The 22,519-nt window shown below is 73.3% G+C and carries 17 protein-coding genes; 5 read left to right on the forward strand and 12 right to left on the reverse strand.

Features of this window, described 5'->3' with window-relative positions:
- Nucleotides 1-38 precede the first annotated feature (38 nt).
- Nucleotides 39-626 carry a M48 metallopeptidase family protein gene (locus TR50_RS00115; RefSeq protein ID WP_084699589.1) on the reverse strand — a complete coding sequence of 196 codons (588 nt, stop codon included), beginning with the start codon at nucleotides 624-626 and terminating at the stop codon, nucleotides 39-41.
- A 249-nt stretch (nucleotides 627-875) separates the two neighbouring features.
- Between TR50_RS00115 and TR50_RS00120 the strand changes: the two genes are divergently transcribed.
- Nucleotides 876-1,922, forward strand: coding sequence for a ThiF family adenylyltransferase (locus TR50_RS00120; RefSeq protein WP_042412241.1), 1,047 nt, complete (start codon nucleotides 876-878; stop codon nucleotides 1,920-1,922).
- Between the two features lie 89 nt (nucleotides 1,923-2,011).
- Nucleotides 2,012-3,355: an ABC1 kinase family protein gene (locus TR50_RS00125; protein WP_042412244.1), complete on the forward strand. Its 1,344-nt coding sequence runs from the start codon at nucleotides 2,012-2,014 to the stop codon at nucleotides 3,353-3,355.
- Nucleotides 3,356-3,505: 150 nt separating this feature from the next.
- On the opposite strand, the gene TR50_RS00130 is transcribed toward TR50_RS00125, so the two are convergent.
- The 4 genes from TR50_RS00130 to TR50_RS00145 form a co-directional block, all read right to left on the reverse strand.
- A complete protein-coding gene (locus TR50_RS00130; protein WP_042413121.1) occupies nucleotides 3,506-3,796 on the reverse strand; it encodes a putative WhiB-interacting protein in 291 nt (96 codons plus the stop codon).
- Between the two features lie 26 nt (nucleotides 3,797-3,822).
- Complete coding sequence (locus TR50_RS00135) at nucleotides 3,823-4,173, reverse strand: WhiB family transcriptional regulator (RefSeq protein WP_042412246.1); 351 nt, start codon at nucleotides 4,171-4,173, stop codon at nucleotides 3,823-3,825.
- Between the two features lie 136 nt (nucleotides 4,174-4,309).
- Nucleotides 4,310-4,714 carry a hypothetical protein gene (locus TR50_RS00140; RefSeq protein WP_042412248.1) on the reverse strand — a complete coding sequence of 135 codons (405 nt, stop codon included), beginning with the start codon at nucleotides 4,712-4,714 and terminating at the stop codon, nucleotides 4,310-4,312.
- Between the two features lie 205 nt (nucleotides 4,715-4,919).
- Nucleotides 4,920-7,265, reverse strand: coding sequence for an ATP-dependent DNA helicase UvrD2 (locus TR50_RS00145; RefSeq protein ID WP_201776775.1), 2,346 nt, complete (start codon nucleotides 7,263-7,265; stop codon nucleotides 4,920-4,922).
- Between the two features lie 173 nt (nucleotides 7,266-7,438).
- Between TR50_RS00145 and TR50_RS00150 the strand changes: the two genes are divergently transcribed.
- Complete coding sequence (locus TR50_RS00150) at nucleotides 7,439-7,690, forward strand: mycoredoxin (protein ID WP_042412252.1); 252 nt, start codon at nucleotides 7,439-7,441, stop codon at nucleotides 7,688-7,690.
- A gap of 124 nt (nucleotides 7,691-7,814) precedes the next feature.
- On the opposite strand, the gene TR50_RS43810 is transcribed toward TR50_RS00150, so the two are convergent.
- Complete coding sequence (locus TR50_RS43810; protein WP_152648175.1) at nucleotides 7,815-8,636, reverse strand: GntR family transcriptional regulator; 822 nt, start codon at nucleotides 8,634-8,636, stop codon at nucleotides 7,815-7,817.
- 128 nt (nucleotides 8,637-8,764) lie between these two features.
- Here TR50_RS43810 and TR50_RS00160 point away from each other — a divergent pair, with 128 nt between their 5' ends.
- Nucleotides 8,765-9,268 carry an ATP-binding protein gene (locus TR50_RS00160; RefSeq protein WP_052440497.1) on the forward strand — a complete coding sequence of 168 codons (504 nt, stop codon included), beginning with the start codon at nucleotides 8,765-8,767 and terminating at the stop codon, nucleotides 9,266-9,268.
- A gap of 606 nt (nucleotides 9,269-9,874) precedes the next feature.
- Here the strand turns inward: TR50_RS00160 and nudC are convergent.
- Nucleotides 9,875-10,819, reverse strand: a complete 945-nt coding sequence (gene nudC / locus TR50_RS00165) for an NAD(+) diphosphatase (protein ID WP_042412261.1) — start codon at nucleotides 10,817-10,819, stop codon at nucleotides 9,875-9,877.
- A gap of 17 nt (nucleotides 10,820-10,836) precedes the next feature.
- Nucleotides 10,837-12,282: a dipeptidase gene (locus tag TR50_RS00170; RefSeq protein ID WP_042412263.1), complete on the reverse strand. Its 1,446-nt coding sequence runs from the start codon at nucleotides 12,280-12,282 to the stop codon at nucleotides 10,837-10,839.
- Between the two features lie 273 nt (nucleotides 12,283-12,555).
- Between TR50_RS00170 and TR50_RS00175 the strand changes: the two genes are divergently transcribed.
- Nucleotides 12,556-13,533, forward strand: a complete 978-nt coding sequence (locus TR50_RS00175) for an endonuclease/exonuclease/phosphatase family protein (RefSeq protein WP_084699592.1) — start codon at nucleotides 12,556-12,558, stop codon at nucleotides 13,531-13,533.
- 198 nt (nucleotides 13,534-13,731) lie between these two features.
- Here the strand turns inward: TR50_RS00175 and TR50_RS00180 are convergent, their stop codons facing one another.
- From TR50_RS00180 to TR50_RS00195, 4 genes are all read right to left on the reverse strand, one after another.
- A complete protein-coding gene (locus TR50_RS00180) occupies nucleotides 13,732-14,898 on the reverse strand; it encodes a PP2C family protein-serine/threonine phosphatase (RefSeq protein WP_052440499.1) in 1,167 nt (388 codons plus the stop codon).
- A 259-nt stretch (nucleotides 14,899-15,157) separates the two neighbouring features.
- Entirely contained in the window at nucleotides 15,158-18,469 is a 3,312-nt protein-coding gene (locus tag TR50_RS00185; RefSeq protein WP_042413132.1) for an ATP-dependent helicase, read from the reverse strand.
- A 115-nt stretch (nucleotides 18,470-18,584) separates the two neighbouring features.
- Nucleotides 18,585-18,770 carry a hypothetical protein gene (locus TR50_RS00190; RefSeq protein ID WP_042412266.1) on the reverse strand — a complete coding sequence of 62 codons (186 nt, stop codon included), beginning with the start codon at nucleotides 18,768-18,770 and terminating at the stop codon, nucleotides 18,585-18,587.
- A gap of 48 nt (nucleotides 18,771-18,818) precedes the next feature.
- Nucleotides 18,819-22,439, reverse strand: a complete 3,621-nt coding sequence (locus TR50_RS00195; RefSeq protein WP_042412269.1) for an ATP-dependent helicase — start codon at nucleotides 22,437-22,439, stop codon at nucleotides 18,819-18,821.
- Nucleotides 22,440-22,519 lie beyond the last annotated feature (80 nt).

The following is a 22,519-nucleotide window of genomic DNA, read 5'->3' on the forward strand; positions in this document are numbered from 1 at the left end:
GCCGCCCGACGCGCCCCGTCTGCTCGATGTGCGCGGCCTCAGTGGCTCTCGCGCTGAGAGGGCAGCCGGGCGGCGACGACTCCCTCGAGGTAGCCTCGCGCCCGTTCGGTGCGGGGGTAGGCGTCGAGCAGGGCCCAGAACCGGCTCCCGTGGTCCGGCTCCAGGAGGTGGGCGAGCTCGTGCAGCAGCACGTAGTCGACCACGTATTCGGGCATCCCCTGCAGCCGGTGCGAGAGGCGTATCGTCCCCTCCGAAGGAGTGCAGGAGCCCCAGCGGGTGTTCTGGTTGGTGACCCAACGGACGCTCCGGGGCTTCGCCCGGCCACCCAGGTACTTCCTGGACAGCTCACAGGCGCGCGCCGCGAGCTCGTCGTCACCGCGGATCTGCCGGCTCTCCCGGGCGTCGAGCCGATCCAGCATCCGTTCCACCCAGCGCTTCTCCTCGGCCGCGGACATGCGGGCGGGGATCAGCACAATGGTTCGTCCGTCCTCGCGATAGGCGGACACCGTGCGGCTGCGGCGGGCGCTTCTGCGCACCTCGACGTTCTGCGCCGACAACCTGCTCTGGGTTGGTGCCAGAGCAGGCCTGCGCGGCGCAGCAGGACGGTGCTCCGGTCCAGCAGCCACGCCGGAGACGCTACCTGCCAGGACCGACAAAAGTCCCCACCCCTTGGCTGAATTTCTCCCTTCGGGTGGTCATCGCCACCGCGGGAATAGTGCTGATTCGCGACAAACCCGGACCAACTCACGCGGGAATTGAGCGATCATCAGACCATATCCACAGCCCTGTGGATAACTTTGCGCACGTTTTCCGCCCCGGGTGCATGCTGAGCCCGTCAGATCCGGCAGGACCCACCGCTCGGAACGGAGACGTCGATGCGCCCCTGTCTCAAGCCCGCTCTGCACCGTGCCTGGCGCGACCGGGAGACACTGCAGTTCGGCCTAGGCGCCGGGCACGGCGGCACGGTGGCGACCGCACCCGACGAGGCGCGGTTCCTGGACCTGCTGGACGGCACGCGGGAGCTGGCCGCGCTGCCCGGCGAGGCTGCTCGCCTGGGCATCGGCCCGGAGCGCGTGGGCGAACTGCTGGAGGAGCTGCTCGCCTGCAACGCCCTCGACGACAGCGCCGCCCATCGGCCGCTGCTGGCCCTGCCGCCCGAGGAACGGGCGCGGCTCGCACCGGATCTGGCCGCGCTCTCGCTCGCCCGGCCCGGTCCGGGTGCCGCTCCCGCAGCCCTGCTCGCCCGCCGGGAGGCCCGGGTCGAGGTCCGCGGGGCCGGGCGGGTCGGGGCGGCGGTCGCCTCGCTGCTCGCCGCAGCCGGGGTGGGTCGGGTCCGCGTGCGGGACGCGGGCCGTGTCCGGCCCGAGGACGCCTCGCCGGCGGGGCTGCGCCCCGACGACGCCGGTCGGTTGCGCACCGACGCGGCAAAGGCCGCCGTCCGCCGCGCCGCGCCCTGGCGGCCGGACGAGACGGCCGCCGCCCAGGGGCTTCCGGATCTCGTCGTGGTGGCGCCGCGCGGGCTGCCCGATCCGGAGCACGGGCAGGCGCTGGTGCAGGCCGGGCTCCCCCACCTGTACGCGGGTGTGGTGGAGACGACCGGTTCGGTGGGGCCGCTGGTCCTGCCAGGCAGCAGCCCGTGCGGGCGCTGCCTGTCCTGCCGACGCGCCGAGGAGGATCCGAGCTGGCCCCTGCTCCTGGCCCAGCACTGCAGCGGCCGCGCCGCGCCGGGCGCCTGCGATGCGACCCTGGCGGCCACGGTCGCGTCCACCGCGGCGCTGCACGCGCTGATCTACCTGGACGGCGCGGCACCGCCTAGCCTGGGCGGGTGGGTCGACATCTCCATGGTCGACGGCTCGATGCGCCGCCGCCCCCTGGATCCGCACCCCGATTGCGGCTGCTGCTGGCAGCCCGGGGCACAATGAGCTCAGCCGCACGCACCACACACGCACCGGACGAGGATCCGCCCGGGCTCGATCGGCCCGAAGCGCGTCCACGGAGCAGGGAGGCATCCGTGAGCGATCTTCCACGCAAGGCAGTGACCCGCACGGCGAAACTCGCTGCCCTGCCGCTGGGGATAGCCGGACGCGCCACTCTCGGTCTGGGCAAGCGCATCGGCGGCCGGCCGGCCGACGAGGTGGCGGCCGAACTCCAGCAGCGCACCGCCGACCAGCTGTTCAAGGTGCTCGGCGAACTCAAGGGCGGAGCCATGAAGTTCGGGCAGGCGCTGTCCGTCTTCGAGGCCGCCCTGCCGGAGGAGGTGGCGGGCCCGTACCGGGCGGCGCTCACCAAGCTCCAGGAGGCCGCGCCGCCGATGCCCGCCGCCTCCGTGCACAGTGCTCTGGCGGAGCGGCTCGGCCCCGACTGGCGGGAGCTCTTCGCCTCGTTCGAGGACAAGCCGGCCGCGGCCGCCTCGATCGGCCAGGTCCACCGGGCGGTCTGGCACGACGGGCGCGAGGTGGCCGTCAAGGTGCAGTACCCGGGCGCGGGCGACGCCCTGCTCTCGGATCTCACCCAGCTGAGCCGGGTGGCCAGGCTGATCGGTCCGCTGATCCCGGGCCTGGACGTCAAGCCGCTGATCGCGGAGCTGCGCAACCGCATCACCGAGGAGCTCGACTACGAGCTGGAGGCCGAGTCCCAGTCGGTGCACGCCGAGGAGTTCGCGGACGACCCGGAGATCCGGGTCCCGGCGGTGGTCCACTACGCCGACCAGGTCCTGGTCACCGAGTGGATGGAGGGCGTCCCGCTCTCGGAGGTGATCGCCTCCGGGACCCAGGAGCAGCGGGACCGGGCAGGCAGGCTGCTGGCTCGCTTCCTGTTCGCCGCCCCGGCGCGCACCGGGCTGCTCCACGCGGATCCGCACCCTGGCAACTTCCGTCTGCTGGTCGACGACGGCCCGGCGGAGGGCTGGCAGTTGGGCGTCCTCGACTTCGGCACGGTCGACCGCCTGCCCGAAGGGCTGCCGCTGCCGATAGGGACGGCACTTCGCATGGCGCTCCAGGGCGACGCCAACGGGGTTCTGGAGATGCTGCGGCAGGAGGGCTTCGTCAAGCCCACCATCGAGCTGGACGCTGACGCGGTGCTGGACTACGTACTGCCGATCATCGAGCCGGCGGCCGTCGACGAGTTCCGGTTCACCCGCAGCTGGATGCGGGCCCAGGCGGCCCGGATCGGCGATCCTCGTTCGCCCGCCTACGCTCTGGGGCGTCAGCTCAACCTGCCCCCGTCGTACCTGCTGATCCACCGAGTGACGCTCAGCACCATCGGTGTGCTGTGTCAGCTGGACGCCACCGCTCCCTTCCGCGACGAGTTGCTCGCATGGCTGCCGGGCTTCGCGGACGAGGAGGCCATCGCCTGAGGCTCTTCCGGTCGGCTGCGGCCGCCCGGGAAGCCCTCGGGCCCGCCTCCCCCTGGGGAGACGGGCCCGATCACTGTCGATACGGATCCACGTACGGTGTCGCCTGTTCGGTCCTGCTGTTCAGCACTGCCGTGCTGACGGATCGTCGGCTCAGAGGACGACGGCGGCGAGCGCGCGCCGGGCGCGCAGCGAGGCGCGCTCGGCGCGGCGCCTCAACTGCAGCGCGCGCAGCAATCGTTCGCGCTCGGCCTCCTGCAGTCGCTCTTGCATGTGGACACGGGCCAGGGCTTCGGGCATGAGTTGCATGGTGAGGGTCCTGTTCTGGGAAGTCTCGGTGTGCTGTGCGGGGCGGGGACGTGCGTCGGCGGGACGGTTCATCGAAGGGACCTGCTTGTCGTCGAGGGGGTTCGGATCGATCACCGGATCGGCGATCTCGCGGATTGAGCTGCGCAGCGCGCTTACGGCGGTCACGCCAGGACCTCGGACTTGCGCGGGCGACCACGCGGCCGCTTCCGGGCCACGACGACACCCTGGACGAAGAGCTCGCCGCCCCAGACCCCCCAGGGCTCCCGGCGCTCGAGCGCACCGGTCAGGCAGGCGTCCTTCACGGGGCAGGTGCCGCAGAGGGACTTGGCGTACTCCACGTCCGCGGGGGTCTCGGCGAAGAAGACCTCGGGGTCGAGAGAGCGGCAGGGGATCGGGACGCCGAGCGTGTCGGCCTCCTCGAACGCGGTGAGCTGCATCAGGGAAACCTCCGGGGGGTGGGAGTCATCGAAGTGGTCGGCCTTGGCTGCGGACGGGGCGTGCGGGGTGGTCACCGGTGACACGGTCGCGTCGTCTTCCTGTCTGAGTCGGTGTGCTCGATTGGGTTCTGTTGTGCGCCTGTGGGCAAACAGAAGGGCCGCGGATCCCGATTCGGGTTCCGCGGCCCTGGAAAGCCGACCTGATGCAGGCTCAGGTTCGATCTATCCCAGGGTCGGGTCCGCGGAGGGCCCGGATCGTCATCGCCGCTGCGGCGATCTTCTGCGTGTGGAGCTGGTGCTGCTGGGACTGCTGCTTCTCGGAGGCTCCGGCACCCGCCGCGTCGCCATAACCGCCCGGGGCGGCCATGATCGCTACGGGTGCCGACAGCGGTCGCTCGAGACGACGGGCATCCCACGCGCCGAAGCCATTGCCGGCCAGGGCGGCAGCGGTGGCACCCAGGACGGCGACCTCGGAGACGACGCGCACCGGAGTGGCGACGACACGGGCACCGGCAAGGGACAGACCACTGGCCTTGACACAGGGCAGGGCGGCGTTGCGCATGCCGAAGTCGGCGGCGGTCACCGTCTGGCCAGCCAGTTTCGTCATCCTGGTCACAATGTCCGCCTCCCTTCGGCGCGCTCGGGGTCCGCTGGTGTCGCGGACCCGCAGGTGGTCACTTCTCTCTCATAGCTTGCAGGACAGCCCGGGAGCTGTACAGCACGCAGCAGTAACGCCCGCTGCAGGTTGTGCCTGAGTGGGCTCGGCCTCGTTTCCTCGACCGTGCTCGGCACGCTAGTAGGGTCCGCACTGCGCGCGCAAACTATTTTTCCGGCGAGTCTTCAGCCGACATCTCCGCGGGCGTCGGCTCGCCCCAGAGGTCCGAGATGTCCGCCTGATCGCCCTGCTCGGACGCGCCCTCGGGCCGGTCCCCCGAACGCGGATCGGGCAGCACCTCGCCCCCGGCCGGATCGGCCCCGGCGCACAAGGACAGCACCGCCTCGCCGTACTTGTCCAGCTTGGCGCGGCCCACCCCGGAGATCTGACCGAGCTCCGGGAGCGAGCCCGGCTGCTGCTCGGCGATGGCGATGAGCGTGGCATCGGTGAAGACGCAGTAGCCCGGCAGACCCTGCTCCCGGGCCGTGCGGCCGCGCCAGTCCCGCAGTCGCTCGTACAGGGCCTCGTCCAGCGAGGACGGGCAGTCCTCGCAGCGGCGCAGCTTGCGTTCGACGGCCTCGGTGAGCACCCGGCCGCAGACCCGGCACTTGATCGGCGAGCGGCTCCGCGCGGCACGACCACCCTGTGCGCCCTGCCCGCCCGCGCCACTGCGGCCACCACCAGCGGCACGCAGCGAGGAGCCGGGCCGCAGGCCGTCGAGGAAACGGGAGGGGCTGCGCGAGGCACGACCACCCGGCGAACGGGACAGCGCCCAGGACAGCCCCAGGTGCACCCGGGCCCGGGTGACGCCGACGTACAGCAGCCGCCGCTCCTCCTCGACCTGCTCGTCGGTCTTGGCGTACGTGATCGGCATCATCCCCTCGGTCAGGCCGACCAGGAACACGGCGTCCCACTCCAGACCCTTGGCGGAGTGGAGGGACGCAAGGGTGACGCCCTCGACGGCCGGGGCGTGCTGGGCGGCCGCACGGGCGTCGAGCTCGGCGACGTAGGCCGCGAGGTTGGCCGGCTGCTGCGCGGCGTGCTGCGCCGCCTCGAACTCCTCGGCCAGCCGAACCAAAGCGGCAAGCGACTCCCAGCGCTCGCGCACCGCCCCCGAGCCCGCAGGCGGCTGGGCGGTGAAGCCCCGCGTGGACAGCACGGCACGCACCTGGTCGGCCAGCCGCTCGGGCGTCTCCTCCAGCAGCGGGTCGACCGGGCCGCCGCCCGCGCGGGCGGCGCCGCGCAGCAGCAGGCCGGCTTCGCGGACCTCGGGGCGCTCGAAGAAGCGCTCCGCACCGCGCAGCTGGTACGGGACACCCTGGTCGGCCAGGGCCTGCTCGTAGACCTCGGACTGCGCGTTGACCCGGAACAGGACCGCGATCTCGCTGGCGCGCACGCCCGAGTCGAGCAGGGCCCGGATCCGCCTGGCCGTGCCCTCGGCCTCGGCAGGCTCGTCCGAATACTCCAGATAGACCGGCTCCGGGCCGGTGTCGCGCTGGGAGACCAGCTCCAAGCGGTGTTGCGCGGCCTGACCGCGCGCCTGCGCCAGCAGGCCGTTGGCGAGATGCACGACCTGCGGGGTGGAGCGGTAGTCCCGGACCAGCTTGATCACGGTCGCGTCCGGGTGCCGGGTACGGAAACCCAGCAGGTACTCCGGTGTGGCCCCGGTGAACGAGTAGATCGTCTGGCTGGCGTCGCCGACCACGCACAGGCTGGAGCGCGGGCCGAGCCACAGGTCCAGCAAGCGCTGCTGGAGCGGCGACACGTCCTGGTACTCGTCGACCACGAAGTGCTGGTACTGGGCACGGACCTGCTCGGCGACCTCGGGCCGATCGTCGAGCACGCCGACCGCCAGCAGCAGCACGTCCTCGAAGTCGATCACGCCGCGGTCGCGCTTCAGCTCCTCGTAGACCTTGTAGACCTGGCGGATCTCGGCCGGGTCCCGGGGCGTCTCGCGGCCGGACTTGGCGGCGGCCGCCGGGTAGTCCTCCGGCACGGTCTGGGTGACCTTGGCCCACTCGATCTCGGCGGTCAGATCGCGCAGCTCGGTGCGCTCCAACCGGATCCGGCAGCGCCCCGCCGCCTCGGCCACCAACTGCACCTTGCGCTCCAGCAGCCGCGGCAGCTCGCCGCCGACCACGCGCGGCCAGAAGTACTGCAGCTGGCGCAGGGCGGCCGCGTGGAAGGTGCGGGCCTGCACGCCCTCCACGCCGAGCTGGCGCAGCCGACCGCGCATCTCCCCGGCAGCGCGCGCCGTGAACGTCACCGCGAGGACGCGCTGCGGCTGCATCACGCCGCTGCGCACGCCGTAGGCGATCCGGTGGGTGATGGCCCGGGTCTTGCCCGTGCCCGCGCCCGCGAGGACGCAGACGGGCCCTTGCAGCGCCGTGGCGACGGCCCGCTGCTCCGGGTCGAGCCCGGCGAGCACGGCGTCGGCGTCGCGGCGCCCGCCCGGGTCGGCTTCGTGGGAACCGGGGAAGGACGGCAGCGTGCCGGGGAGCTCTACCTGCATGCCGCCCATCCTCTCAAGCCGCAGCGACAACCCGGGCCACGTTGTCCACAGGACCGGTCAGCTGATACGACGGACCGGCCCGGACGAGGGACGCGGGGAATGCGCCCCCGTGCGACCGTGTTGGGCCTACCGGCATGGAAACGCCGGGACAGACCCCAAGAGGAGCGATACGGATGTCCGCCAAAGTCACGATGTACAGCACGACCTGGTGCGGGTACTGCCAGCGGCTGAAGTCGCAGCTGACCCGCGAGGGCATCGAGTACACCGAGATCAACATCGAGCAGGACCCGGCGTCCGCCGCCTTCGTGGAGAAGGTCAACAACGGCAACCAGACGGTGCCGACGGTGCTGGCGGTCTCCTCCGCCGGCGCGGAGACGGTGATGACCAACCCGTCCCTCGCACAGGTCAAGGCCGCGCTGGCCTGACCTCGGCCGCCCTCCGACCGGCCCCGGGCTCTCGCCCGGGGCCGGTCGTCTTGCATCCGCCCATCCCTGTGCCTCCGTCGTCTGTGCCTCCGTGCCTGCTCGTCTCTGCGTCCCCGCGCCCGCATCATCGCTGCGTCTGAGCGGGGACCCGGCCTGGGGGCGCGGCGAGCTCCGCGGAGCCGAGCGAGTAGACCAGCCGGTTGCGGTCGGCGCAGTACCGGGTCTCGGTGACCCGCACCGGACCGGCCTGGGTCAGGCCCGTGCGCAACTGGACCAGCAGCGGCACACCCGGACCCGCCTGGAACCACCTCGCTTCGTCGGGGTTCGGCATCCGGGCGCACAACTCGTCGACGCAGCCGGTCTCGACATGGCCGGCCTCGGCGAGCGCGGCCTCGTCGCCGCCGGGCACCGGGTCCGGATCCATGAGCGCGGTCGCTGCGGCGAGCCGGACCGGATAGTGGCTCTCCTCGACCGACCACGGTTCACCGTCCAGATAGCGCAGCACCCGCCGCAGCACCACGGCCTCCCCCGGAGCGAGCCGGAGGCGTTCGGTGATGTCAGTGGCGGCCCGTACGATCAGCATCTGAAAGTCTGACGTCAATTTCCGACCAGCCGCCTGCGCTTCTTCCGCATATACGGAAGAAGCCGCACCAAGGGGGGTTCCTGGAACGGCGACGGTCGGTGCACGATAGGCGTGGTGATCGACGACGGTGTGGTCCTTCAGATAGGTCCCTTTTCCCTGGACGCGGACCAGAAGCCCTTCATTGACGAGAACATCAACAGCAAGTCGGACAGTATTACGAGCAACCCCGTACTGGGTTTCCAACTCGCCCTCCACCGGCAGCGGCATGCCGCCCTGCCACTCCCCGTCCATGATCCGGCGCCGCAGATCCGCGGCCAGCCGCTGATATTTCGGGGCCTGGCCCACCCCTCGGGAAATGTTCACCCCGAGAATGTAGCCATTGCACTTGCGCGGGCTCAGGGAAACGAGCCAACATCGGTCAAGGCTGGCTCAATCCGGATTATCCCAACTACTTGCGCGCCCTCATGATCCTGCCCCTGGAGGCATGAACGATGAACGACCGGAGAGCCTGGGCGGCTGTCGCCTCCTTCCCGCCTCACCCGCGCAATGTCCGGCATGCCCGCCGGATCACGCGCACAGCTCTGGCGGCCTGGGGCGCGGCCGATCTCGTCGACAGCGCCGAGATGATCGTCTCCGAACTGGTCACCAACGCGATGCGGTACGGGAGCGGCCCGGTCGACCTCACACTGGCCCTGACCGATGCGGGGCTCCGTGTCTCCGTGACGGACGAGGGCACGGCGCTGCCGTCGGCCCGCGAGGCCGGGGAGGACGCGCTGGGCGGCCGTGGCCTGCAGATCGTCCGACTGCTGGCCGAAAGCTGGGACGTCGTCGTCCGTCTCACCGGTAAGACGGTCACCTGCGTCCTCGCCCTCGACCCCAAGCGCGTCGAGGACGCCGTCACCGAGCATGCGACAGGGCGGCCCGCAGCGGCGCCGTCCGGCGGAAGCGCGGGAGTCACTCCGGCCATCACGCTTTCGAGCGAAGCGGGCGCGTGACCCCGACTCCGGGCGCGCGCCCCTCCCCTGAAGCGGGCGCGGACGGCCACGCCGGCCCGGGGTGAGCAGGGAGGCACGGGTCGGACCAGCGGGCTCGCGGCGGCTCCCTCCCGGCCTGGGGCCCGGCGGCGGCCCAGGACGGGCCCAGGACGGGGCATGGGCCGTGATCGGAGGCGAGGAACGCCAGTGCGGACCGGGGCGGGGCCCGGGGCAGGACTCCGAAGCGACGGGCTCGGGTCTGAGCCGGAAACGAAGGCGCTCGGGCGCCGCCCACCCAGGGCGAGCGACCCCGGAGCGCGCACCAGGGCGGCAGGCCGAGTGACGGCCCAGGTCGGGAGCTCAGGTGGGCGTCCCAAGCCAGGCGCTCGGATGAGGACCCGAGTCGCGGAACCCCGAGCGCCGACCACGGCGGGTCCCCGACAGGCGTCCCCGGTGAAGGCCCCGAACGACGGCCCAGGACGGGACGCGGCTGGTCCCCCGCGCATCCCTCCCCCGACCGCCGCCGCCTCACCGCGCTGCCGTGGCGGGGCATTGGCGGGGCGGGGCATTGGCGGGGCGGAACGGGGCGCGGGTCGGCGCCGGCTTTGGGCTTCGGGCTTCGGCCCGCTACCGGGTCGGCTCGGGGAGAGGGCCGCCGTACCAGAGTTCGACGAGGCGGCGGGCGATGGAGATGCCCGACGGCGGGAGGGTGGTCCCGGCGGCCATGCCGGCGGCGAGGTCCTCGCGGGAGAACCAGCGGGCCTCGTCGAGTTCCTCGCCGTCGACGCGGATGTCCGCGCCGCCGTCGCGAGGGTCGACCTTGGCGGTGAAGCCGAGCATCAGGCTGGCCGGGAAGGGCCAGGGCTGGGACGCGACGTACTCGACCGTGTCGAGGTCGACGCGGACGCCGGCCTCCTCCGCGACCTCGCGGGCCACCGCCTGCTCCAGGGACTCGCCGGGCTCGACGAAGCCGGCCAGGGTGGAGTAGCGGCCCTCGGGCCACAGCGCCTGGCGGCCCAGCAGGGCGCGGTCCTGCTCGTCGGTGACGAGCATGATGACCGCGCCGTCGGTGCGCGGGTAGTGCTCGCGCGCGCAGGACGTGCAGCGGCGCACGTGCCCGGCCGCCGCCACGACGGTCGCGTGGCCGCACTTGGAGCAGAAGCGGTGCGAGCTGTGCCAGTTCTCCAGCGCCACGGCGTGGACGAGCAGGCCGGCGTCGCGGGCGCCGAGCAGGCCGCCGACCTCCCGCAGGCCGGCCGGGCGCTCGGGGCCGTCGAGGCGGCCGGGCAGTTGCGCGCAGGCCACGGCGAAGTACGCGACGCCGTCGTCGTCGCAGCCGAGGAAGAAGCGCTCGCCCTCGTCGGGGGCGTCGAAGGTGCTGAGCAGCACCAGGTCCGTGCCGCTCTCGGTGTCGACGACAAAGGCCTTGCCCTCGGAGACCGCGAGCACCCGGGTGCTCGGGTGGCTCCAGGCCGCGGCGAGCCACGGCTCGTCGAAGCGGCGTTCGGCGGCGCGGTCCACGCCTGCCCGTGCGAGCGGCAGTGTGCGGACGAATTGCTGCTGAACCGTCACGGTTCGCTCCCCCTTGGTCAGTTGTCCGCAGACACGGTGTCGGATCCGTCGCCGGACCGGTCCCAGCCGGTGGCGAGCTCCGACCAGAGGTAGGCGGAGGTCTCCACTCCCTTGGCCAGCAGGTCCAGCTCGACCTTCTCGTTGATCGAGTGCCAGCCGTCGGAGGGCACCGAGATGCCCAGGAAGAGCACGGGCGCGCCGAGCACGTCCTGAAGGTCGGCGGCCGGTCCGGAGCCACCCTCGCGGGTGAAAAGGATCTTCTGCTCGAAGGCCCGTCCCATCGCCCGGGTGAGCGACTGGAGGGCCGGGTGGTCGAGCGGCGTCAGGCACGGGCGGGTGACCCCGCGAAAAGCGATCTCGTGGCGGATACCCGGCGTCACCTGGCTCGCGACCCAGTCGGCGACCGCTTGCTGCACCTTCTCGGCGTCCTGGCCGGCCACCAGCCGGAAGGAGAGCTTGACGTGGGCCTCGGCCGGGACGATGGTCTTGCCGCCAGGGCCGGTGTAGCCGCCCCAGATCCCGTTGACCTCGGCGGTCGGGCGGGCCCAGATGCGCTCGAGCGTGGTGAAGCCCGCCTCGCCCTGGGTGCCACGGGACTTGGCGACGCCCAGCCACGCCTCCTCGTCGAACGGCAGCTCGGCGAAGAGCTCCCGCTCGCGCTCGGTCAGCTCCAGCACGCCGTCGTAGAAGCCGGGCACGGCGACCCTGCGGTCGGCGTCGTGCAGGGCGGCGACGAGCCGTGCGGCCTCGTCGGCGGGGTTGGGGACGGCGCCGCCGAACGAGCCGGAGTGGATGTCGGTGTCCGGACCGTAGAGGCTGATCTCGGCGTCGGCCACGCCGCGCATGCCGGTGCAGACGGTTGGTGTGGAGGCGGCCCACATGCCCGTGTCCGAGACGATCACCACATCGGCGGCCAGCCTCTCGGCCTGACGGCGGACCAGGTCGAGGAAGTTCGTGGAGCCCGACTCCTCCTCGCCCTCGATCAGCAGCTTGAGGTTGACGGCCGGAGCGGTGCGGCCGGTCGCCGCGAGATGCGCGCGCACGCCGAGCGTGTGGAAGAAGACCTGACCCTTGTCGTCCGCCGCTCCGCGCGCGTACATCCGGTCGCCGACGATCGTCGGCTCGAAGGGCTCGGTGGCCCAGCCGTCCTCGCGGGCGGCGGGCTGGACGTCGTGGTGGCCGTAGACGAGGACGGTCGGAGCCCCGGCGTCGCCCGAGGGCCACTCCGCGAAGACGGCGGGCAGGCCGTCGTTCTCCGTCTCCCAGACCTCCGCGACCGGGAAGCCGGTCTCCTGGAGCTTGGCCGTCAGCCACTCCGCGGACCTGCGGACGTCCCCCGTCCGGCCCGGGTCGGCGGAGACGGAGGGGATGCGCAGCCACTCGGCGAGATCGTCGAGGAAGGCGGGGCGGTGCTGGTCGATGTAGGCGCGGACGACGCTGTCCGGGGCTTCGGCAGAGCTCATGGCACGACTCTAGTTCGAAGCCGCGCCCACCCGGCAAGCGCGTTTGATCACAGCGCCGCCCAGGGAGCGCGAGAGGACGCAGGACACACCCCGGCACGCGCCCGTATCGCGCCGCCCACGCCAACGGCGTCCGAGCGGTGCACGCCCGCACGCCCACCACGCCCGCACGCCGGAGCGCCCGTGCGCCGTGCACGACCGGGGAGTGCGCCGGCGCGGCTGCCGAACCACCCCCGCCGTTCCTACGACCCAGCCCGACTGGCGTAGGTTCGTCCCGTGAGCCAGCTGCGCGTCGCGACCTTCAACCTCCTGCACGGCCAGCCCATGGACCGTGCGGGCAGACCGCTTTCGGCGATTTCGGCGCTTTCGGCGGTTTCGGCCGAGCACGGACCGGGCGAGGCGCCGGAGACGCCGCTCGCGGACGCCATCGCCGCTCTCGACGCGGACGTGCTCGCACTCCAGGAGGTCGACCGGTTCCAGGAACGCTCCGGGCGGGTCGACCAGGCCGCCGTCGGCGCGAAGGCCCTGGGCGCCCGGGACTACCGCTTCGCCGCCGCCGTGGTGGGCCGCCCGGCTCCCGTCGCCGGTTGGGTGCACGCACCCGACGCGACCACGCTCCGTGTCTACGGCCCCGACGACGCGGGACGCGACGCCGACCAGCCCGCCTACGGGACCGCGCTGCTCACCCGCCTGCCCGTGCTGCACTGGCGGGCCCGGCGCTTTCCCGCGGCGCCGTTCGGACTGCCGCTGCGGGTGGCCGGACGTCGCGGGCTCACCCCCGTCCCGGACGAGCCGCGCGCGGCGCTGGCGGCCGTGCTGGACGGGCCCGCCGGCCCGTTCACGGTGGTCGCGGCCCATCTGTCCTTCGTGCCCGGCTGGAACATGGGCCAGCTGGCCGGCATGCGCCGGTGGATCGCCGACCTGCCGCTGCCCTATCTGCTGCTCGGCGACTTCAACCTGATCGGTCCGGTCCCCCGCACGGTGCTGGGCGGCGCCGCCGTGATGGACCGCGGCCGCCTGCCGCTGCGACCGCGGCCCCGACATCCACGCCGCGCCGCGTCGACGCGCGGACTGCTGCAGGGTTGGCACGATCTGGCGCGCACCCCCACCTACCCCGCGCACCGGCCCGCCGTGCAGTTCGACCACGTGCTGGCGGTCGGCGTGCCACGGACCGCGGTGCAGCACATCGAGACGCCGACGACGGGGGTCTCCGACCACCGGCCGCTCCTGGTGGAGCTGTCGCTCCGGGGTTGACGGCCCGGGGTCGAAGGATGGGGTCGGTCGCTCCGGGGTCGAGGCTGGGGTCGGTCGCTCCCGGGTTGAACACCGGGTTGACGGCCCGGGGTCGAAGGCCCGGGAGACTGCCCTGCGAACCGACGCGCCGTGCAGGCGGGTGACGTCACCCGGCCACGCCATCCTCTGCGGCGCGCCCGCTGCTCCGCGCTGCTCCCGTTACTCCCGGGAGTCCCTCCGGTCCAGGAGCGGGAGCTGGTCGGCCTGCGTGGTGGAGACGCGGGGGTGGACGACGGAGTGGTTCGGGGCGACCGCGCCGGTCGTGGGGAGCGGCGTGTACTGGAGCAGGAGCATCGCCGCGTCGTCCCCGAGCTGGTGACCGACGTGGCGGCGGACGTCCTCGTGGATCCGGTCCAGGACCAGGGCCGGGGCGTCCGCCGTCGCGCAGTCGGGCACGCGCTCGGCGAGGGGGTAGAAGACGCCCCAGCTGTTGCGGGCCTCGATGACGCCGTCGGTGTAGAGCAGGAGTCGGTCGTCCTCCTGGAGCGGCAGGCGCAGGACCGGCGGGTGCACGTCCTCCGGCTCCAGGACGCCCAGCGGGGGGACGTTGGACGGCGGGTCGAGGAAACGCACGGGGGTGCCCCGCCGCAGCAGCAGCGGTGCGGGGTGGCCGCAGTTGACGATCTCGACGACCGCGTCGGCCCCGACGCCGACCAGGACCAGGGTCACGAACTCCTCGTCGCTGCCCTCGTGCTCGGCGCCGTTCTCGTGCAGGGCCCGCCCGAGGCTGTCGGCGAGCCAGGCGGCGACCTTGTCCAGGGCCTGCTCCTGGTGCGCGGCCTCACGGAACGCGCCGAGGATCGCCGCCGCGGTCTCGACCGCGGCGAGGCCCTTACCCCGGACGTCGCCGATGACGGCGCGGACCCCGTACCGGGTCTGCACCACCTCGTAGAGGTCGCCGCCGATGCGGGCGTGGGCGGCGGCGGCCGCGTAGTGGACGGCGGCGCGGACCGGGCCGATGCGCTCGGGAATGGAGCGCAGCAGGATGCGCTGGGCCACCTCGGACACCAGCCGGGCGTCGGCCAGGGCGCGCTCCTGCCGGTTGCGCAGCATGACGCTGGCCGCGCCGATCGCGCTGATCAGCACGATCGCGAGGACGCTGGCGGTGTGGACGGACGCGGACATGGTCCGGTCCTCCGCGGCGATGACGAAGGACTCCCCGATGGCCACTCCGCCCACGATGAGCGGGAACCAGACGTTGCTGCTGACGACCGCGGCCAGCGCCGGACCGGCCGAGAGGGCCGGCTCGAAGGTGACGTCGGGGTTGTTGCTCGCGCGGTCCAGCACGAACACCAGGGCGACGCCGAGGAAGGGCAGCAACAGCACCCAACGGCCCCTGCGGCTGAGCTGGCGGAACCTTCCGGCGGCAGTCAACGTCGTCTCTCCTGCGGGCACTGTGCAACGAGGTGCAGCGAGGGTGCGTGAGCGGTGCGTGGGTGAGCGAGCGGGCGGCCCCGAGGGCCGGCGGGCCCGAGGGCGTCCGACCGCGATCCCGACCGCGGCCAGAAAAAGTTCAACGTTGGATCGAAGTTGACTGGTTAACGTCCCCACATTAGGCGCGAATTGGACAGGCTGCACAGCCCTTTCACGAAGCCCCTGTCGTCGCTCCCTGGGCGCGCTCCCCATTCGGAGTAACGCCGTCCAGCAGCGTCTCCAGCCCGGCACGGTCCGGAAGCCCCTCGGGTCTCACGACTGTTCCGCTACGAACATACAGAAACGCCGCAGACACGCGGGACAGTTCCACCCCCTCGCGCTCGGCCCAGGCCAAGCGGTAGACGGCCAGCTGCAGCGGGTCGGCCGTCTCGCGGTGGTTGGTCTTCCAGTCCACGACCTCGAAGCCTGTCCCCGTGCGGTAGACGGCATCGATCCGGCCACGGATCACCCGGCCGCCGAGCGTCAGCTGGAACGGCTCCTCGATCCGGTACGGGGTGCGCGCGGCGTACTCGCTGCGCAGGAATGCCTCTTTCAGCCGGGCCAGGTCACGCTCGTCCTCGATGCCGGAGTCGTCCAGGCCCGGCAGTTCGTCCTCGCCCAGAAGCAGCAGCGGCTCGACGGCCAGCCGCGACTCGACCCAGGCGTGGAAGCGGGTGCCGCGCCGGGCGGCGGGCTGCGGAGGGCGGGGCATCGGCCGCGCCAGTTCGCGGGCGAAGCCGTCCGGATCGGCGGCGACACGCAGCAACTGGGAGGCGGAGAGCGAGGCGGGCAACGGGACGTCCCGCACCCGGGAGCGGGCACGCAGCAACTCGGCGGAGAGCAGTTCCAGATCGCGGTCCCAGGACGCGACGAGCCGCCGCTCCTCCCCGGTCTCCGGCGCGGGGGACGCGTCCCCGCGCGGCCCGGCCAGCACGCGCGCACCCGCGTTCCGGCGCGCGGCCTGGGCCGCCGCGTCCAGCGGCAGCGGCCAGACGTGCTCGACCGTCTCGTCCAGCGCCGGGTTCTGCTCGTCCTCGGCGGGCGGCTCGGCCCAGTGCTCGATCTCGACTCCGGACTCGGGGCGCTGCTCGCCGAACTCGCGCAGGGCCGTCAGGAACTCCGACGGTCCGCGTGGCCGCTTCTGCGTGGGCCCCCACCAGTGGCCGGAGGCGTAGAGCCGCGCACGCGGGCGGGTGAAGGCGACGTAGCCGAGGCGCAGCTCCTCGGTGGCGGCGTGCTCCTTCATCGCGGCTTCGAACGCCTTGAGCCCGGCCGAGGTCCAGGCCGGATCGGCGGGCAGCGCGGACGCGTCACCGCGCAGGGCGTGCGGAAGCACTTCGGGACGCGAGGTCCACCGCTCGCGCCCGGTGCCGCTCGGGAACGCGCCCTTGACCAGGCCGGGAACGAACACGACGTCCCACTCCAAGCCCTTGGACTTGTGCGCGGTGAGCACCTTCACGGTGTCCTCGCCGCTCGGCAGGTTGTTGTCCAGTCCGCGGTCGTACTCCTGGGCGGTGCGAAGGAAACCGAGGAAGGCGCCGAGGGACGGGTCGCCGTCCAGGTCGGCGAAGCCGGCCGCGACGTCGAGGAAGGCGGAGAGGGTCTCCCGACGGCGTGCGGCGAGGGCGTGCGGGGAGGCCGCGAGCTCCACCTCCAGGCCCGTCACGGTCAGGACCCGGTGCAACACGTCCATCAGCGGCTCGGCCAGCGCCCGCCGCAGCTCGCGGATCTCGGCCGCCAGCCGCTGGAACCGGGTGGCGGCCTCGGCGGAGAACGGCAGCTCCGCCTCGCCCGCCTGCCCCGGGTAGAGGAAGGACTCCAGCGCGTCGGCCAGCGAGACGATCTCCGTCGGATCGGCCTCGGCGACCGCCTGCTCCAGCTTGTCCTGCCGCCCGTCGTCCCCGGCGGCGACGCGGACCAGATCCCGGGCGCGGCGGCCCAGGAGGGCGAGGTCGCGCGGCCCGATCCGCCAGCGCGGACCGGTGAGCAGCCGCACCAGCGCCGCGTTGGCCGTCGGGTCCTGCAGCACCTCGCAGGTGGCGACCAGGTCGGCGATCTCCGGCAGATGCAGCAGGCCGGACAGGCCGACGACCTCGACCGGCACGTCCCGGGCCACCAGGGCGGCGTGCACGTCGGGAAAGAGCTCCCGCCCGGCGCGGCACAGCACGGCGATCCGGCCCGGCGGCGTCCCGGTGCGCACCAGGTGGGCGATGCTGTCGGCGACCCAGGCGACCTCGGCCTCGTGCGTCTCCAGCAGCGCGCACCGCAGCCCGCCCGCCAGCTCCTCGCCCGGCGCGGGGCGCAGCGCGGCGACGCCCTCGTGCATCGCGCGCAAGGGCGTCGCGAGGTCGTTGGCGAAGGCCAGCAGCCGACCACCGGAGCGCCGGTTCTCGCTGAGCGAGAACCGCGCGGCGGGCGGGCCTTCGCCGCCGCCGTTGTCGCTGTCGCTGTCGGCGGGACGGTCGGAGTCCGCACCACGGAAGTGGTGCGGGAACTCGTCCAGGTTGGCCACGGAGGCGCCGCGCCAGCCGTAGATCGCCTGGCAGGGGTCGCCGACGGCGGTGACGGGGTGGCCGGTGCCGTCGCCGAACAGGCCGGCGAGCATGAGCCGCTGGGCGACGGAGGTGTCCTGGTACTCGTCCAGCAGCACGACGGCGAACTGCTCGCGCAGCAGCGCGCCGACCTCCGGCCTGGTCTGGGCGAGCCGGGCGCAGGCGGCGATCTGGTCGCCGAAGTCCATCAACTGCGCCTCGCGCTTGCGGGCGCGGTAGCGGACCACGAGCTCGGTCAGCTCGCGGCGGGCCTCCGCCGCGACCGGCACCGCGCGCAGGGCCTCGTTGCTGAGCTTGACCCCGTTCAGGGAGGACAGCAGGGCGGTGTCGTGCGCGGCGAGGGCCTCGGGGGCGACGAGGTGCTCGGCCAGTTCGCCGTCGAGCTTCACCAGCTTGGCGATGAGCGACGAGACGCCGTCCTTCAGCCCCGGATAAGGCCCCGGCGCCTGCCGCAGGACCCGGGCGGCGAGCTGGAAGCGGGTGGCGTCGGCGAGCAGCCGGACGTCGGGCTCCAGCCCGATGCGCAGCCCGTGGTCCTTGAGCAACCGCCCCGCGAAGGCGTGATAGGTCGAGATCTCCGGCTCGCCGAGGCCACCCTCGGTGTCGCTCACGGCGCCCTCGCCGGCCCGGACCGGGACACGCTCGGCCGCGGCACCGACCCCGGCGCGCAGCAGCGCCTTGCGGACGCGCTCGGAGAGCTCCGCGGCAGCCTTGTTGGTGAAGGTCAGGCCGAGCACCTGCTCCGGCCGGACCTGACCGGTGCCGACCAGCCACACCACACGAGCGGCCATCACCGTCGTCTTGCCCGACCCCGCGCCCGCGACGATCACCGCAGGGTCGAGCGGCGCGGTGATCGCGCGCAGCTGCTCCTCGGTGAACGGAATCCCGAGGAGCTCCTTGAGCTCCTCGGGACTGGTCAGACGGCCTGGCATGGGTGCCACGGTAGCGCGGGCGTCCGACAGCGCCGCTCCAGCGCTGCGGACGCGCGCCGGTGCGCACGCCCGTACCCGAACCCCGATGCGCGCCGGCGCGCTCCGGGACGCCGGGTCACATACCGGGAATGGCGGCGACCTGCGACGCCGGCGGCGGCGTGATGTCCACCGGGCGGTTGAAGTGGTCGAAGCGCATGACGCCGCCGGAGCTGCCGCTCTTGGTCATCGAGACGAGGTAAGGCGTCGAGGTGTCGGAGATGAGGATCACCGAACCGTCGGGAGCGGTCAGCGCGTCGTTCATGGGCGCACGTGGTCCTGCGCACAGCCTCGCGGCCCCCTGCGGGTCCGCCTACTCGACCACCTGACGCCCCTCGGGGCGGGCCGAGCAGCTGGCGTGGAAGGAGCAGTGTCCGCACTGGTCGCCGGTCGTCGGGACGAACCGTTCGCGCAGGACCCGATCCGCCGCCTCGGCCAGCAGGCCCTCGATCCACTGCGGGCCTGCCGGGCTCTCCGCAAGGCCCGGCTGGTGCTGCACCTTCGGGGCGTCGGCGACCGCCTTCGACTCAGGCTGGCGCAGTTGCACCAACTCTGCGCCGCCCGGCTCGGGGCGGGATCCGTCGAAGACGTCGTCCACCGCGCCCTCGCGGACCGCGAGCTGGTAGACGCCGAGCTGCGGATGCTCCTCGACCTGGGCCTTGGTGGGCACGTTCCGCCCGGTCTTGAAGTCGACGACGTAGGCGGCGCCCGTCGTGCTCTCCCGCTCGACGCGGTCCATCGTGCCGCGGATGCGCACGGCATAGGGGCCCGCCTTGAGCTCCACGTCGAACGGCTGCTCGGTGGCCACGGGAAGCCGTCCCCGCTCCGTGCTGTGCCAGGCCAGGAACCGCTCCAGCGCGGCGCGCGCCTCGCCCTTCTCCTGCTCGGACTTCCACGGCGCGTCGAAGGCGAGCGCGTCCCAGACGCGGTCCAGACGGGCCATCAGCACGTCCAAGTCCGCCGGGGTGCGGCCCGCGCCGACCTCCTCGGCGAGGACGTGCACGACGTTGCCGAATCCCTGCGCCCCGCTGGACACCTCCTGCGCCCGGACCTCGCGCCCGAGGAACCACTGGAGCGCACAGGCGTTCACCGACTCCAACGCGCTGCCGGACAGCTCGACCGGCCGGGCCGGGTCCCGCACGGGGATCTCGTTCTCCGTCACATCGGCCATTCCCCACCAGCGGTGCGGGTTCGCCGCTGGGACGAGCGGCAGGCCGTCCTCGTCCGCCAGCGCGGCCAGCCGGGCGAGCCGCTCGGCGGCGGCCTCGCGCAGCTGCGGCGACGCGGCCAGGTCGACGCTGGTCGCCCGCAGCTCCGCGACCAGCGCGGCGACGGACAGGGCGCGGCGCGGCCGCTGGGTCACGTCCTCGACCCGGACGTCGGGGACACGCGTGCCGTCCGGGCGCTCGCGGTACAGCTCGCGCAGGAAGCGGGAGGGCTCGTCGCCATCCTCGGCCGCCGCCTGGACGGCGGTGACGACCAGCCGCTCCTTGGCCCGAGTCGCCGCGACGTAGAAGAGACGACGCTCCTCGGACAGGAGCGCGCTCTGCGGCATCGGCTCCGCGATCCCGTCCACGCCGATCCGGTCCGCCTCCAGCAGCGAGCCGCGGCGCCGCAGGTCGGGCCAGAGCCCCTCCTGCACCCCCGCGACCACGACCAACCGCCACTCCAGACCCTTCGAGCGGTGGGCGGTCATCAGCCGGACGGCGTCCGCACGGACGGCCCGACCGGAGAGGGTGTCGGCGGCGATGTCCTGCTGCTGGACCTCGGCGAGGAAGTTCAGCGCGCCGCGCGGGCCGCCCGCCCGCAGTTCGGCGCGGGCCGCCGTCTCGAAGAGCGCGCACAGCGCGTCGAGGTCCCGGTCGGCGTTGCGCCCCGACGCGCCGCCACGCAGGGCCGCGCGCTCCAGTCGCTCACGCCACGGGCTGCTCGCCTCCCACAGCGTCCACAGCGTGTCCTCGGCGGTGGCGCCGCCGAGGAGCAGGTCCTGCGCCTTGCGCAGCAGCAGCCCCAGCTCACGCGCGCGGCGGGCCACGGGGCCGGCGAGCAGCACCAGCCGCTCGGGCTCCGCGAGCGCCTCCCGGATCAGCTCCCCGGCGGCGCGGACGGCACGCCGCACCTCCGCGGGCACCTCCCGCAGGGCGGCGCGCTCCTCCTCCCTGAGCGCCCGACCGAGCTGGCGCAGGTCCGCCCCGTCCAGCCCGCCGAGCGGCCCGGTCAGCAGCTGTTCGGCGACCTCGACGGTCAGCGGCTCCTCGGCGTCGAGCACGGCGGACCGGAACCGCAGGTCGCCGACGTGCGGGCTGCCTTCGGCGGAATCCGGCTCGTCCGACCCGCCAGGCCCATCCGACCCGCCAGGCCCATCGGTCATGTCGGGCGCTTCGAGTGGTTCCTGGCTATCGAGTGCTTCCCGGGCGTCCAGGGGATCCGGGGCGTTCGGTGTCCGGGAGGCGGGGCCGAGCGACTCGTCCTGGGGACCGGGCTGGGACGGGATGGGGTGGTCGTTCTCGCGCTGCGCCATGAGGCGGCGGGAGCGGGCGGCCGCGAGGGCGCAGACGCGCAGGGCGGTGAGGAGCGGTGCGACGGCGGGTTCGGCGTGCAGGGGAAGGTCGTCGCCGTCGAGCTCGACCGGGACGCCGGCCGAGGTGAGGGCGCGGCGCAGGCCGGGGAGCGAGCGGGATCCGGCGCGGACCAGAACGGCCATGCCCGACCAGGGGACCTGCTGCTCCAGATGGGCACGACGGAGCAGGTCGGCGATGTTGTCGAGCTCGGCGCCAGGGGTGGGGAAGGTGAGTACCTCGACGGAACCGCCCTCCCGCGCCGGGATGAGGTCGCGGTGCGCCGCCAGCGCCGCGGCAGGGAGGCGTCCGGAGGGCAGGCGCTCGGCCAGGACCCGGCTGGAGGCAAGCAGCCGACGCCCGGCCCGGCGCGAGACGCGCAGCACCCGGATCGGCGCGGGACGGCCGTCGGCCTGCGGGAAGTCGTGCGGGAAGTCGAGGATGCCGTTCACGTCCGCGCCCCGGAAGGCGTAGATCGACTGGTCCGGGTCTCCGACGGCGATCAGCTCCCGACCGCCGCCGGCCAGTGCGCGCAGCAGCCGGACCTGGGACGGATCCGTGTCCTGGTACTCGTCGACGAAGACGACCTTGAACGTCCGGCGCAGCTGCTCGCCGACCTCCGGACGCTCCGCCAGCAGCACCGCGCGGTGCACCAGCTCGGCGTAGTCGAGCAGGTCCTGGCCGTCCAGCACGTCCAGGTACTCCGCGAGGAAGCGCGCGGCCGCCTGCCAGTCGGGGCGACCGACGCTGGTGGCGAAGCGGGCCAGCTCGGTCTCGCCCAGGCCCAGCTCCCGGGCGCGCGCGAGCACGGCCCGGACCTCGTCCGCGAAGCCGCGCGTGGTGAGGGCGGCCCGCAGCTCCGTGGGCCACCCCGGACCGCCGGCCGCGCCGGCGGTCGCGTCCTCCGCGCCGCCCGTCAGCAGCTCGCGTACCAGGACGTCCTGCTCGGGACCGGAGAGCAGGCGCAGCGGCTCGGCATAGAGGTCCGGCTCCTGATGGGCGCGGAGCAGCGCGTAGCAGAAGGAGTGGAACGTCGTGGCCTGCGGCACGGCCATGCTTCCGCCTGGCCCGTTCGGACCGCTCAGGCGGTTCGGGCCGTTCACCCGGGCGGTGATCCGGTCGCGCAGTTCCACAGCCGCCTTGCGGCTGAAAGTGAGGACCAGGATCTCCTCCGCCGGGACGCCCTGCGCGATCCTGGCGGCGACCGCCTCCACCAGCGTCGTGGTCTTGCCCGTGCCAGGACCGGCCAGCACCAGCAGCGGCCCGCCCCGGTGGTCCACCACCGCCTGCTGGTACGCGTCGAGCGCAGGCGGCACCGCAGGCGCGACCGGCTCACGCACCAGGCGGTAGGCGCCGGCGGGCAGGGAGGTGGTCATGGGCAGATCCAGGAACGAAGCAAGCGAGGCGGCACACGAGGACGGGGTGCGCCTCAGGCACTCCGTCCGGTAGCGAGCCT

The organism is Streptacidiphilus anmyonensis, from assembly GCF_000787855.1.
Lineage (GTDB): Bacteria > Actinomycetota > Actinomycetes > Streptomycetales > Streptomycetaceae > Streptacidiphilus > Streptacidiphilus anmyonensis.

Bases quoted from the DNA above. Each gene is read 5' to 3' on its own strand.
- TR50_RS00120 (WP_042412241.1), top strand. From the start codon at position 876: ATGCGCCCCTGTCTCAAGCCCGCTCTGCACCGTGCCTGGCGCGACCGG.
- TR50_RS00145 (WP_201776775.1), bottom strand. From the start codon at position 7,265: ATGCAGGTAGAGCTCCCCGGCACGCTGCCGTCCTTCCCCGGTTCCCAC.
- TR50_RS00150 (WP_042412252.1), top strand. From the start codon at position 7,439: ATGTCCGCCAAAGTCACGATGTACAGCACGACCTGGTGCGGGTACTGC.
- TR50_RS00160 (WP_052440497.1), top strand. From the start codon at position 8,765: ATGAACGACCGGAGAGCCTGGGCGGCTGTCGCCTCCTTCCCGCCTCAC.
- TR50_RS00170 (WP_042412263.1), bottom strand. From the start codon at position 12,282: ATGAGCTCTGCCGAAGCCCCGGACAGCGTCGTCCGCGCCTACATCGAC.
- TR50_RS00185 (WP_042413132.1), bottom strand. From the start codon at position 18,469: ATGCCAGGCCGTCTGACCAGTCCCGAGGAGCTCAAGGAGCTCCTCGGG.
- TR50_RS00190 (WP_042412266.1), bottom strand. From the start codon at position 18,770: ATGAACGACGCGCTGACCGCTCCCGACGGTTCGGTGATCCTCATCTCC.
- TR50_RS00195 (WP_042412269.1), bottom strand. From the start codon at position 22,439: ATGACCACCTCCCTGCCCGCCGGCGCCTACCGCCTGGTGCGTGAGCCG.